At 43.4% G+C, this 13784-nt stretch carries 12 protein-coding genes; 8 read left to right on the top strand and 4 right to left on the bottom strand.

Annotation, left to right across the window (positions count from 1 at the left end):
• Positions 1-45: 45 nt before the first annotated feature.
• Entirely contained in the window at positions 46-348 is a 303-nt protein-coding gene (locus U0033_RS17460) for a hypothetical protein (RefSeq protein ID WP_072363592.1), read from the bottom strand.
• A 950-nt stretch (positions 349-1298) separates the two neighbouring features.
• Here U0033_RS17460 and U0033_RS17455 point away from each other — a divergent pair.
• The gene (locus U0033_RS17455) at positions 1299-2549 is read left to right on the top strand and encodes a DEAD/DEAH box helicase (protein WP_072363595.1); all 1251 of its coding nucleotides are present in this window, start codon (positions 1299-1301) and stop codon (positions 2547-2549) included.
• A gap of 119 nt (positions 2550-2668) precedes the next feature.
• Here U0033_RS17455 and U0033_RS17450 read toward each other — a convergent pair whose 3' ends face one another.
• From U0033_RS17450 to U0033_RS17440, 3 genes are all read right to left on the bottom strand, one after another.
• On the bottom strand, positions 2669-3874 hold the full coding sequence (locus U0033_RS17450; protein ID WP_072363596.1) for a hypothetical protein: 1206 nt from the start codon (positions 3872-3874) through the stop codon (positions 2669-2671).
• Positions 3875-4353: 479 nt separating this feature from the next.
• Complete coding sequence (locus U0033_RS17445; RefSeq protein ID WP_072363597.1) at positions 4354-5358, bottom strand: hypothetical protein; 1005 nt, start codon at positions 5356-5358, stop codon at positions 4354-4356.
• Positions 5359-5741: 383 nt separating this feature from the next.
• A complete protein-coding gene (locus U0033_RS17440) occupies positions 5742-6296 on the bottom strand; it encodes a hypothetical protein (RefSeq protein ID WP_072363598.1) in 555 nt (184 codons plus the stop codon).
• A 148-nt stretch (positions 6297-6444) separates the two neighbouring features.
• Here U0033_RS17440 and U0033_RS17435 point away from each other — a divergent pair, with 148 nt between their 5' ends.
• From U0033_RS17435 to U0033_RS17410, 7 genes are all read left to right on the top strand, one after another.
• Complete coding sequence (locus tag U0033_RS17435) at positions 6445-7851, top strand: hypothetical protein (RefSeq protein WP_143150830.1); 1407 nt, start codon at positions 6445-6447, stop codon at positions 7849-7851.
• Between the two features lie 102 nt (positions 7852-7953).
• A complete protein-coding gene (locus tag U0033_RS17430; RefSeq protein WP_072363600.1) occupies positions 7954-8454 on the top strand; it encodes a gluconate 2-dehydrogenase subunit 3 family protein in 501 nt (166 codons plus the stop codon).
• A gap of 5 nt (positions 8455-8459) precedes the next feature.
• Entirely contained in the window at positions 8460-10169 is a 1710-nt protein-coding gene (locus U0033_RS17425) for a GMC oxidoreductase (RefSeq protein WP_072363601.1), read from the top strand.
• 280 nt (positions 10170-10449) lie between these two features.
• On the top strand, positions 10450-10989 hold the full coding sequence (locus tag U0033_RS17420; RefSeq protein ID WP_072363602.1) for a hypothetical protein: 540 nt from the start codon (positions 10450-10452) through the stop codon (positions 10987-10989).
• Between the two features lie 172 nt (positions 10990-11161).
• On the top strand, positions 11162-11335 hold the full coding sequence (locus U0033_RS33425) for a DUF4365 domain-containing protein (RefSeq protein WP_083571704.1): 174 nt from the start codon (positions 11162-11164) through the stop codon (positions 11333-11335).
• Positions 11332-12465 (top strand): hypothetical protein, encoded by a 1134-nt coding sequence (locus tag U0033_RS17415; RefSeq protein WP_072363603.1) that lies wholly within the window; start codon positions 11332-11334, stop codon positions 12463-12465. The genes U0033_RS33425 and U0033_RS17415 overlap by 4 nt, the downstream gene beginning before the upstream one ends.
• A gap of 418 nt (positions 12466-12883) precedes the next feature.
• The gene (locus tag U0033_RS17410) at positions 12884-13735 is read left to right on the top strand and encodes a helix-turn-helix domain-containing protein (protein ID WP_072363604.1); all 852 of its coding nucleotides are present in this window, start codon (positions 12884-12886) and stop codon (positions 13733-13735) included.
• Positions 13736-13784: the final 49 nt, after the last annotated feature.

Raw genomic sequence — 13784 nt, 5'->3', positions numbered from 1 at the left:
TTAAGGGGGAAATTTTTTAGGGGTTAAACTGATATTGCTTGCTATTTATTTCATTTGTGATTTAATCTGTGAAGGGATTGAATCTTTCAATGCCTTTACAATTACAGGTGCGGAGGCACCCGTATGGAAATAAATAGACTTATTACTGAAAATTGGTTCGTTATCAAAATAAACAAAACCAATAATGCCAGCCAGTAAAAGCCATGCCGCGCCTCTTGTATAGTACAGTAGTGAGCGGAAATCAGGCCTATCTTCCGGCTTTAACGTTGAGTCGTCAATAAACTTAATAATCAGGGCTCCTAAAGCCCCTGACATGCAAAAAATAATGGAAATTGGAATCTTAAACATATTCGCTTTTTATAAAACTTAAAAATTTGTTCCACAATGGAGCTCTTTCCTTATAAATCTTTCTTGAGGTGAACATGGGAAGTCCATCGTCACTCAGATAAGAACATTGCAGGAACTCATAAGAATTGTAGACTACCCTTAATACACGCTCTAGGTCGATGCCGGAGATCCTGGATAATTCCAGGGGCGTTGCCCAGCAACCCCGTTTTGTACGGTCCATCGCCGCTAGAATTGTTTGCTTTTCCTCTTGCAAATTGACATTCATAATTTAAAATGTTTTTAGTTTAAAAACCTTTGCAGTATTGAATTTACGGCGATTGTTTTTAATTAAAAAAATAAAAACATACCCTTATTATTCTGATATTTTTAAAATCAAAACTCAAAAACGTTTTATCAAAAACCTCCTTCCTAAAATCATATTTACTCCTTCCTTTCCCTCACATTCTCCTCCCAAAAAACATCTTCCTCCAATTCCCCCTCACACCCACCCCCAAAAAACATCCTCCTCCAACTCTCCCATCACACCCTCTTCCAAAAAAACATCTTCCTCCAATTCCCCCTCACACCTTCCTCCAAAAAAACATCTTCCTCCAATTCCCCCATCACACCCTCCCCCAAAAAACATCCTCCTCCTCCTCTCCCATCACACCCACCCCCAAAAAACATCTTCCTCCAACTCTCCCCCATCACCCCCACCCCAAAAAACATCCTCCTCCAATTCTCCCCTCACACTCTCCTCCCAAAAAAACATCCTCCTCCAATTCTCCCATCACCCCCCCCCCCAAAAAACATCATCCTCCAATTTCCCCATCACACCCTCCCCAAAAAAACATCATCCTCCAATTCCCCCCGAAAACGCCTTCCCCCCAAAACACCCCCTCACACCCTCCCCCAAAAAACCATCTTCCCCCACCCCCCCACATTCCCCCTACATCCCATATCTTTGCAACATGAAATTTGAACAGTATCGTATTTCCCCGGAGATAAAAAGAAGCCTGGAGGAATTGGGATTCAAACGCCCGACAGATATCCAATTTAAGGCGATCCCATCTATATTGAAGGGGGATGACGTAATGGCGATAGCCCAGACCGGTACCGGAAAAACCGCTGCCTTCGCCATCCCGGTGCTGCATTTGCTGCAACAAAAGCTCTCAAGACTCCCTAAAAAAACCAAAGGAGAGGTAAGATGTGTCGTAATGGTACCTACCCGTGAACTGGCCATCCAGATCGCCGAAGTATTCGTTACCATTGCCAAGTATACCAAACTCAATATATTAGGCCTTTTTGGTGGCGTAGACGAAGGCCCGCAGCTGGAAAAACTGGCCAAAGGGGTTGATGTACTCATCGCCACCCCAGGCAGGATGTTTGACCTCATCAGCAGGGGATTTATAGACCTTAGTTTTACCGAAACCCTGATCCTGGATGAAGCGGATCATATGCTGGACCTGGGTTTCATCCGTGATATCAGGGATGTACTAAAACATATGGGCCGCAGGCACCAGACCCTTTTCTTCTCCGCGACCATTGATACGGATATTAAAGACCTGGCTTATTCTGTGGTAAGGAATCCGATCAGGATCCAGATTTCCCCTGAAGATCCGGTGTCAAAGAACGTACAGCATGCCGTGGCATTTGTAAGTATGGATGATAAGCGTTTCTTCCTGGAGAGATTGGTGAAGGAGTTCCCGGAAGGGAAGATCCTGGTGTTCGTGAGAACAAAGGTGCGTGCTGAGCGTGTACAGGCGGCCATGGAGAGGGTGGAGATCCCGGCCCTGGTGATGCATGGTGGTAAGGAGCAGGAGAACCGCCTGGAGGCCATGGAAGATTTTAAGAGTGGGAAGGTGAAATTGTTGATCACAACTGACGTGAATGCGAGAGGGATAGATATTCCGAATGTGGATTATGTGGTGAATTATGATTTGCCGGATGTGCCGGAGAATTATGTACATAGGGTAGGGCGTACTGGCCGTGGGGTGCAGAAAGGACAGGCCGTATCGTTTTGTAGTGATGAGGAGAAGCCGGTGCTGGATGAGATCCAGAAATATTTAGGAAAGGAAATCACGGTGATGAAGATTGATAAGAATGATTATCGGCAGACGATCAGTTTCTCTGAGGATATTCCGAATGATAACTGGCAACTGCTCTTAGATCAGCATAATGAGGAGATGGAAAAAGTGAAGAAGAAGAAAAAGAAGAAGTAATCGTAACTGAAAAAGTAAAACAAAGAAGCCCTGCTTCGCAGGATTAAAACTGTTTAAAAGAAGACATAAGCATATTTCAGCCCCCTCGGATCTAAATCCGAGGGGGCTGAAAATTTATATCACAAAGACGATCGCCTCGTCTTGCTCGTCCGCTCCTCCGGCTTCAGCATCTTCAGCAATTCCTGCCCTATCCCTACTATCCTGCTCAATGTACTACTCGTTAGCTCCTTATATTTCGCCCTGAATATACTCTCTGTAAACGTCTCGTTCCGCCTCGCCATAAAATACCTTGGCAATAACCTGAACGCCTCTTCCACATGTTTCTGCGACAACTGCCCCATCGCCCGCAGCAGCCGCAGCATCAACGCTATCATCGACACCGACATATTCGTGTGGATCTTCTCATGCGTGATCAATAAGCCCGGCTCCTCCTTCATTTTCCGCTCCAGGAATTTGATCTCCACCACCAACCACTCCTGCAGCAGATCCCTGATCGGCGGCGCATCCGGACAATACGCCTGTCCTGAGCGCAACTGCAATTGCTGCATATCCGTATACGTATCTTTCAGCAACTTCATTTGCTCTTCCAGTGAATTCACCTTATGCAATTGCCTGTTCAGCCAGGTCGTACAATAATGATAAAAATCCGTTGTATTACAGTTCAGGCAGAACAGCACATACTGCAACTGGTGATGCTGTAAATTATAATTCTCCTGGTCCAGCAGGCGTAGTAAATGCTGATGTAGTTGTACCAAAAACTGCAGTTTCGCATCATTCAGGCGCTGAGGCGACGCCGGCTCCAGCTGATCAAACATGTCAAGGATCAAATCCTGCAGGTCATGGCAACTCTCCTCTGTTATATCAAACCACCTTTTTATAAGCGGAATACCCGGTAGCAACTGCTGCCTGATAATCTCCTTATGAATATTGGGTAATGGTAGCAACCGATTGAAATAAGCAGGGAAGGTGTCTCTCAGGTAAATTAGAAACTCATCCAGCTGAAAACAAATATCAGCCCGTAACAATGCAGTGTTCTCCTGTATCGTATGCGAGGAGGACAATTCTGTATTCAGCCAGGCCGTTGGTAATTCATTCATCACGGCACATAACCTTTGCTGACAGATGAGGATATAACGTTGCATGGCCTGTTCATGCAGCCCGTTTAACCGGCATGTTTCCAGTGCTGCTTTCAGATGACTGATGGCATTGATAGTTCCCTGGTGTATGGACGCAATCAGTTCATATGGTGTGATATCGTCTTCTGGTTGTTTAAGAAATTGTAGGCTTTCTACCAGCTGATTCAGCGGGTTCAAGGGAGTTTTCATAATGTGTTAGCGCTAATGGTTAACAATAGTAAATTTTAGTCATAGTTATTTGGAGGGTACCAGGTATAGGTGATCCTGATAGTAAATGCAATATAGGAAAATATACATCATGCGGCCTGTTCATTTCGTTCATTTTTAAACCAGCCATCGCCCGGGATGGAATAGGGTAAAGGATTTGTATGATCAACAATTAATTACAAATGATAAATAATGTGAGTAAAAGAGAAAAAATCTGAGATTATTAACTCCGCATTAACCGATTTTTGATAACAAAAGTCTAGCATTGCACATTGATTGAATTTTTTAGTCTATATCCATAATGGCCGGGCATTCCTGCCCGGCTAATTTTATTTATTGCAAACAATTGAAACCCGCCCGAAAGGCATAATGCCGGATCGGGTTAACCTTTACCAGGCAATCCGGAATTGCCCTATTGTACTATTCGGAATTTCCGAACACTTTATCTGTATTTAATTCAACTACTGCTCCCTCCTCATCACCATTACATTACACTCATAATACCCATCCACCTCCTTCAACATATCCACCGTATTCCTATACCCCGTAGCCGCCGCCACCATCCCCAGCGTAATCGATTTCTGCATAATACTATTATACACATGCATCATCCGCACCATATTTATAAACGGCGTGATCCCAATACAAAAATGATGTCTGAACCCCTGCGCCAACTGCGCCCCCGGCATATTAAACATATTCGCCAACTCCGCCACACTATGCTGCATATGCGGATTCGTCGTCACATAATTAAACACCTGGTGCAACATCACCGTCTGTATCGGCGTAAACAACTGGATCGTCGGCGGTGGCGTCGCATCCTGCAATGAAAAATTCAAAAACAAATCCACACAACACCTATGCAAATAATACTGCGCTACCTCCTCCACATACTTACACGAGACTATACTTTGGATCAAATAATTACACACCGCATTTATCCTGTAAGGCCTGTCATTTATCATCCCGCTAAACTTCTCCAACCGCTTATTCGCCAGGTTATACAATCCCGGGTACTGCTGCACCAACTTCGGCACATTGGACGGCATTATATTTATATGAAATGACAACACCTTCTGCCCCGCCTTCATCGGCACCCTGTGCATCTCCGAATACAAATTGAACAAATTACACTGCCGCTCCTCCAGCATAAACTCCGGTATCTTGATCGACTCCGTCCTCAAAGTATCCTCATACATAAAATGCAATGCCCACAAATGATACGGTGAATACGGACACAATACAATATCCTTCTTCGCAAAAATATCATGTAACCACACTGAAAAATAACCCAACTGCATATGCTGCGATAACATATCAAAATCACTGTCCGACTCAAAATACAAGCCCGCATTCGGAATCACCAATTGCAGGTACTCCGTAGGCACATGACCCGCATGAACATACTCTGTAATGAAGCGGTCAATTAAAAGCAGCTTATTTTCATCATGTAATATTGGGTACATAATCGTGTTTGTTTAACGGCGATCTTGATGATGCCTCTAAAAAGGCAGTTAACACTGTCACATGAAATGTGCGATTTGAATATGATGATCAAATTTCAGGTAGCCTGTCAGCAGGGTTCGAACAATGCCAGGTATTCAAACGATTGGGGTTTAATACGCTCCACTACAGCAAAAAATTATGTTCCAATACCAGTACTAATTTATCTTTTCCATTTTAATACCTACCCTTTTTATCGCCATTGATCAGCATAATGCTAAACTAATAAAATGATTTGGGCGAGTGGTTAATGACTTGTTAATAAAATAAAAAAGATAAAATAAATAAACGAATTGCTATCGCAAAGAAAAGGGGGTAATATGTGAAATTTATGATAATGAATTGATTATGATTGGGATAAACCAGGTACTGTCACCTTGTACCCCTGAACCTGACCACACAGGGTCTGCAAAAAATCGTATACCTGTAAGAGTTCCTCCATGATCTTATCGTGCTCGTCTCCGGCAATGGCCGACACCTGCAATATCGTCTTCTGTACCGCAATGACTGGCTCATAAACCGTATACGCCTGCAGCAACTGATCCTCGTAATAATTCCAGGCCTGTATGCCAGTCGTCGTTATATTAATCACAAATTCACCCGCTGCCTGTGTACGCGTTGCCGTGAACCCCGCTTCTATGTTTATAGCCGGCACTCCCGGCCGCAAAAACTGGTAACAAATATCCAGGCCGTCAATATCCGTCCATCCATGATTCCCCGTAAGTACACGAATACCTCTCTTTATCTCATGAATACGTTGCAGCTGCCGCCGCATATTGGCAAGGTTCCAGGACTCATATTGCTGAATCAACTGGTCTATCGCGATGGCATTGTCGTAAAAAAAATGGGATAATTCATTTGGGGCCTGTTCTTCATATACCCTGATAAGGTCTTTATGCATGCTGGCATATTTTATTTCCTGCTGCTAAACTAATAAAGTAAATCTTGGGAATAGTTAACATTTGGTTAAAGATTCATTTAAATTTTTCAATGATTGAATGCCGGATCTCCTAACTTTATATTCAATGAATGAATTAAATTCCTGCCGTATGATGAGAATGCGATCTTTAGCAGGATTGACCATGGTCCTGCAGTTTATTTTAATCAAATACCTCTACCCGTTTCCTAATTTCATGCAGGACTCCTACAATTACCTGCGAAGCGCGGCTACCAATATCGACGCTAATCTTTGGCCCGTAGGCTATGCAAAACTGATCCGTTTTGCCGGCTTCTTTTCTCACAGCGATCACCTGCTCATCTTCCTGCAATTATTCATTTATCATTGCTGCGGACTATTCTATTTCCACACCCTCCTCGCGCTCAGACCCTGCAGCAAATGGCTGCAATGGACCATGTTCATTTTCATCTTCCTCAATCCCGCTATTCTCTACTTAAGTAATTACGTTACCAGCGACGTGTATTTTATCGGGATCAGTCTCTTGTGGATGGCACAATTATTCCGCCTTACTTACAAGCCCACCCTGCTGCTATTATCCCTGCACATAGTAGTATTACTCCTCGCATTTACGGTCAGGTACCATGCACTCATTTACCCCATGATCAGCATGACCGTTATTGTATTTTGCCAATACCCGAACAAAATTAAGATCTCCGCCATCGTCACGACCATCCTCCTCGTTGGCGCCTTTATCTTATACACCACCCGGCAAACAGAAACCCACATGGGCCGCCGGCAATTCTCCGTGTTCAGTGGCTGGCAAATGGGCAACAATGCGGTGTATGCCTATGCGCACATCCCCGCTGATAAAAGATCTAAAGACCCCGTTCCCGCCCAGTTCAAAAACATTCACTCCCGCGTCAACCACTGGCTCGATTCCGTGCCCATGCCTCAAAGACCTCACAGGCCTATCATGGCCTTCTTCATCTGGGATCCGGGCTCTCCTTTACAACCCGAACCCGGTGCTCAAAATATCTCTGACAACGCTGCGCATTTACATAAGATGGCGCAGGTAGCCCCCCTCCTCAATGACTATGGCAAGTACTTAATCGCACGCTATCCCGTTGCCTATATCCAGTATTATATCTGGCCCAATCTCCTGCAATACATGCTCCCTCCTGCAGAAAACCTCGCCGTATATAATGACGGCATAGATACCATTCAAAATGTCGCAAAAGAGTGGTTCCATTACAAAGACAATCATGTTTATAAACGCGCAGGCGCAGAACTGCAACTATTCAATTTCTACCCTTACCTCATGCTCATGCTCCTCCTTATCTTCGCCATCGGCTGGGTAAGGTATCTATACCAGGAAGGCCGCGCCATCGCCAACGAACACTTCCGGTATGCACTCACCATCGTCACTTATTACTGGTTCGTCAATATCGGTTTTAGTGTGTTAGCTTCTCCCGTTGTATTACGGTATCAGTTATTCAACATGATCATTGGCGCTACATTTGGCGGCATGCTCTGGGATATGAAAGTTTATGGAAAGTAATTCTGCCTGCATCTTTACGGCAATGCCCCACTCATCCCAAATGTTTGGAAATACCAGATCTTCCTGCTACCTTATTGCTCGTAATGAAAAACTAACGCGCCAATGCTTGTATCCAGACGAACCGTTTTAAAACAGGTCCTGTTCGTATCTGCCGGTCTTGCTGTTTTGCCCTCGTGTCTCCACGACAAAAAGCCACCGGAATTTAAAGTGAAAAATATCGACCTAAGTAGTGATGAGGAAGCGACCCTAATTTCCCTTGCCGATGTCCTGATACCCGGTGGCGATAAGCCCGGAGCCAGGCAAGTCAAGGCCGACCAGTACGCAATGACCCTGATGGATGACTGCTACTCAAAAGCAGACCAGGAGAAATTCAAAACCGGCCTCAAAGCCTTTCAGCAGGAATGGAAAAAAGGAGACGAAACCTTCCTTAAAAAAATGGAAGAGACTGCTCCTGATGCATCTCCCACCTCCTCATTTTATCATACTTACAAAGACTTATTAATTCAGGGTTATACCGGCTCTGAATATTATCTCACAAAGGTATTCCCCTACGAGCTCGTACCAGGGCGATTCCACGGAAGTGTATTAGTTAATAAAGGATAAATTGTATGCCAAATATAAATACAGGCGATACCAGCCACAACTTCGATGCGATCGTGATCGGATCGGGTATCAGCGGCGGCTGGGCAGCTAAAGAGTTCACGGAAAAAGGCTTGAAGACTTTAGTGCTCGAAAGAGGTAGAGACGTTAAGCACATTAAAGATTATCCTACCACCAACCTGATGCCATGGGAATTTGCGCATCGTGGACAGTTGACCCAACAACAAAAGGACGACAACCCGGTAGTGAGTAAATGCTACGCATTCAAGGAAGATGCACTGCATTTCTTTGTAAAAGATAAGGAACATCCTTATGTGCAGGACAAGCCCTTCGACTGGATCCGCGGTTACCAGGTAGGCGGTAAATCCCTGCTATGGGCCCGGCAGACGCAACGGTGGAGCAACTACGATTTTGAAGGCCCTGCCAGGGATGGTTTTGCGGTTGACTGGCCTATCCGCTATGAAGACATTGCCCCCTGGTATAGCTATGTGGAGAAGTTTGCAGGGATCTCAGGTAATAAAGATAACTTACCCGGTTTGCCCGATGGCGAATTCCTGCCACCGATGGACCTCACGAAAGTAGAGGAATACTTCAAAGATTTTGTTGGTAAAAATTATAAAGACCGGCACGTTATTTATGGTCGCTGTGCACATGTGACACAAGCACAGGAGATCCATAAACAACAAGGCAGAGTGCAGTGTCAGAAACGTGATCTGTGCCAGCGGGGTTGCCCGTTTGGCGGGTATTTCAGCAGCAATGCTTCTACGATTCCATGGGCGGAGAAGACCGGTCATCTTACCCTGAAACCCGATTCCGTCGTACATTCTATCATTTACGATGCAGCAAAAGGCAAGGCTACAGGTGTACGTGTAATCGATGCAAAAACACATGCAGCCACTGAATACTTCGCACCGGTGATCTTTGTAAATGCCGCTGCGGTGAATACAAATATCATCCTGCTGAATTCTACATCCGATCGTTTTCCAAATGGACTGGGTAATGACAATGGATTGTTAGGAAAGTATTTTGCATTTCATAATTATCGTGCAGTCATTACCGGTAAATACGAAGGATTACTCGATTATACGACTGATGGAAAACGCCCGACCAGTGCTTATATCCCGCGATTCAGAAACCTCGTCAAACAGGAGACGGATTTTTTACGTGGCTATGCGGCTGGTTTCTATTCCATGCGTCCGTCGTATTCGAAGCATGATGGTTTTGGTACACAGCTAAAAGATCATCTCTCTAAAAAAGAGCTGGGTCCATGGTTTGTAGGTTCGCATATGATGGGAGAAACGATTCCGAAAGAGCAAAGCCGTTTATTCCTGGATAAGGCTCAGAAAGATGAATGGGGTATTCCATTATTGCATGCTGATATCGGGTATGATGATAATGATGAGAAGATGATAAAAGACTTCTTCGAACAAATGACGGATATGTATACCAAAGCTGGTTTTACAGATCTGAAAACCCATGATTCCAAACAGGCACCGGGCCTGGATATTCATGAAATGGGTGGGGTGAGAATGGGGCATGACCCGAAAACATCTTTGCTGAATAAATGGAACCAAATGCACCTGGTGAAGAATGTATTTGTAACCGATGGTGCCTGTATGACATCGACCAGTACCCAGAATCCGAGTTTGACGTATATGGCGCTGACGGCGAGAGCTGTGGATTATGCGGTGAAGGAGATGAAGAAGGGAATGATATAATGGATTATGTGGTGAAGGAAATGACGACAGGAACGATATAATTTTAACATTCTATAGCTAGCCCCCGGGAGCCGAGTGCTTCCGGGGGCTAGCTTTTGTTTATCTATAATGCTAAAAGGTTATTATAAGGACAGCTTAAGGTCACTTCAATATCAAATCGATATTGAGGTGACCTTATAATGACGTAGTAATACTCAATTAGTGACAAAAATGAATAAAGGAAAGGCTATATTCGGATTGAATATTTACATTGATATAGTAACCTCAAAAAACCAATTTTATGGCGTTAATAACAGACAGTGTGCTCTTCCAGGTCGTACGGGGAAGCCTCGGCGACCAGTTCACGATCTATGAGAGAAACGGGCAGATCATCATCGCGAAGAAACGCGGCCCGTCAAACAATAAGCCGACAACGAAACAGCTGGAAGCCCGTTATAAAATGAAGGTAGCGGCCGCTTATGCCAAAGTCATCCTGCAGGACCCCGACTTAAAGGCATATTATCAATCCAAAACCGGCCCCGGGCAGAATGCCTGGAACATGGCTATTAAAGACGCTTATCACTCCCCGGAAGTGCAGGATATCCGTTTTGAAGACACGACTGTGATCGTGACTGCAAACGACGAATTCAGGGTAGCAGAAGTGGATGTACTGGTAATAGATGCAGCAGGCAGCATCCTCGAAAGAGGAAAGGCTACTTTAGGCAGAAATGGGGTTGATTGGTATTATAAAGCAGCTAGTCTGCCGCCCAGTGCTACGGTGAAAATAGTATTAGTTGACTTGCCGGGCAATGAAACGGTCAGGGAGATAAAAGTGGAATAGAACCAGACGTCATCTTCGGCTTTTCCATGTAATATTTCGATTTCCTGGTGACTGGCATCCATTGATTTTATGCCAGTGCCCAGCCAGCGTAGCTTGAAGAATCCAAGCGCGATGATCCCTGCTTTGCCATGAATTTCCAAAACATTGGCTTAATATTACAGAAGAAGAATTGATGCTAAAAAAGTGTGCTTATTGGGTTAGTTTGAGGGGCGCTCCTGAATCAGAAAATGAGGGTGGTCAAACGATTTACATTCCTCAAAATCAAATCTTCAATAGTAATAGTTTAAGAGAAATATTGGCTACAAGAAGCAGGAATGAAAGTTTAATTTATCAATTGCCGGAATGAATGTTTTTCAAAATATAAGCTCAACTGATATTCGTGATTATGCTAAATCTCAGGGTTGGCTGCAAGTAGCTGAAGCGCTTGATGATGGATTATTTGTTTTAAATCATCCACATCACCCACGTCGGCAATTGGTATTTCCAATAGATTCAGCTCAGCCAGATTATTCTGATGCAGTGAATATTGTAATACATAAGTTGGCAGAGATTCAGCAAAGAACGATTAATAATATTGTCGCTGCCATAGAGGAAATTAAGGATGATACACTGAGATTCCGGATTGTTGACACCAGGAATGAAGAAACTTTTATTCCATTATCTTATGCCGTGTCAGCGCTGAATGGTGCGAAAGAATTGTTCCTTTCGGCGGCATGTACGGTGCTGAAACCGCAAATTCATCATCCAAGATTATCGAGATCCGAAGCGCTTGAATTAATTGATAAATCAAAATTTCGTCATACTGAAACTGGAAGTTTTGTTATCAAGGTTTCGGCTCCGGTTAGGGCGATGGAGTTGCAGGGACGCCTTTTTGAAGATGATTTTCCATTTATCCGGCAAACAACGCTCGTAATCAATAATGGTTTAAATAAACTGGTATCAGCAATCCAAGCTGATACCTTAGACGCATTAGTAGAAACTATTAAAAGTGAACCCAATCCTCAAATTTCCTCTAATCTGTGCAAGGCTGTAACAAATTTTAAGGAAGAGCATGAAGATTTTGATCTATATGTAAACTTTACATGGGCAGGATCAGTGAGATTACCGGCAAATTTTACAGTTCATAATCAAATAAAGATTCAAAAGGACTATTTTTCCAGAATAGATGATGTTCGAAGAGAATTAAAAAGATCTGAGGAACAAAAATTGGAGGATGTTTTTATGGCAACAGTTGAACATCTTTCTGGAGACATGGGGAGTGATAATAAAAGATCCGGAGAGGTTATTCTGAATTTATACAAAGATAGCGAGGTTATTCGCGCTCGCATAATATTAGATGCAGAACAGTACCAGAAGGCTGATATTTCTCACATGACTGCTGATTCCTATTTAAGGATAAAAGGTAAACTACATCCAGGTAATCAACCACGGATTTTTTCAGAAATAAGTTCGTTTGAATTGATTTTACCCTATTGATGACAATAGTTATTTATCTCTCAATAGTGATATAAATCCTCCATTAAAATGAATTAACTAAGCGCCTGGCTGAAATGTGTTGGTAATGGCCAAACAGGCAGCATCTTCATCGGTTTAAAGTCTTAACATACAGATAGAATAATTCAGGAGCATAATAAACCTGCCAGGTAAGTATGCAACAGGTGGGCAAACAAGAAGTGTTTGATTTTAGTGATTTAACGGGTTATGATGGCTTTACGGATGAACATCCCCAGTTGCATAATTTTTCGAATAATCTGCAATTGGTATTACAGAACAATGGGATTCTATACAAAGATGATAGTAGCTATGGCTATTTAATTTCAAGCATCAACCCCAGCCATAAAGTAGTTGAAAGCATTATTCCTGATCGTATTGCATTATTCTCTACATTTACAATATGGGTTCATTCCTGCAACAACATACACAAAATAACAAGCTCCCCATCCGCATTGTCTCTCCGACATTCGGGAGCCTGGAAACGGCGTTGATGGGTGATTATACACCCTTGCTTCGTAAACCGTATTATTTCCTGCTCTTTGTTTTGGAAGGTACAACCCGCCATGGTATAGACTTACAGCAATTTGATGTGACGGCTGATCAATTGTTATTTGTACTTCCGCACCAGATTCACCATGTACCCGATGGCAAAAAAGGTACTAACTTTTTTAAGCTGGGTTTTGATGAAAGCAGCCTGTCGCTCTTACCAAGACAATACCCTTTTCTCATTAATCCACTGAATAATCAAAAGATCCAATTCAGCCCTGCTGCAGCGGCAAGACTGAAGTCTATCTTTGAAATGTTGCTTGGCTTATTAAGCAGGATGGATACTGATCCAGAGCTGATCCTGGCGCATCTGAATAGTTTGTTGACAGAGATTAACGCTGCTTATTTCGCGGTGGAAAAACGGCCTGCAAATGATAGACTGTCTGCATTCATCCGGTTTAAATTATTGATAGAAAATAATCTTACTGAGCATCCCAGTATTATTGAGATTGCAGAAGAACTCGCTTTGAATCCTAATAGCTTGTATAATATGGTGAAGCAGTATTCAGGTTTGAGTCCGAAGGAGTTTATTACGAACCGGCTTATCCTGGAGGCAAAGCGGAGATTGTATTATAATAAGCAGTCCAGTATTAAAGAGCTGGCTTATGAGTTGGGATTCAATGACCCGGAGTATTTTTCACGCTTGTTCAAGAAGGTGACGGGACAGACGATAGGGGAGTTTGTGCAGGATTTGTCAGGGAACTAATACGTTTTGTCCGGCCCTTTTTTCCTGTTGCAGCTGACATTTGTAAAAA

The sequence above is a fragment of the Chitinophaga sancti genome (genome assembly GCF_034424315.1).
GTDB lineage: Bacteria > Bacteroidota > Bacteroidia > Chitinophagales > Chitinophagaceae > Chitinophaga > Chitinophaga sancti.
The sequence above is the reverse complement of the archived record's forward strand: the minus strand, read 5'-3'. Positions and strand labels throughout refer to the sequence as shown.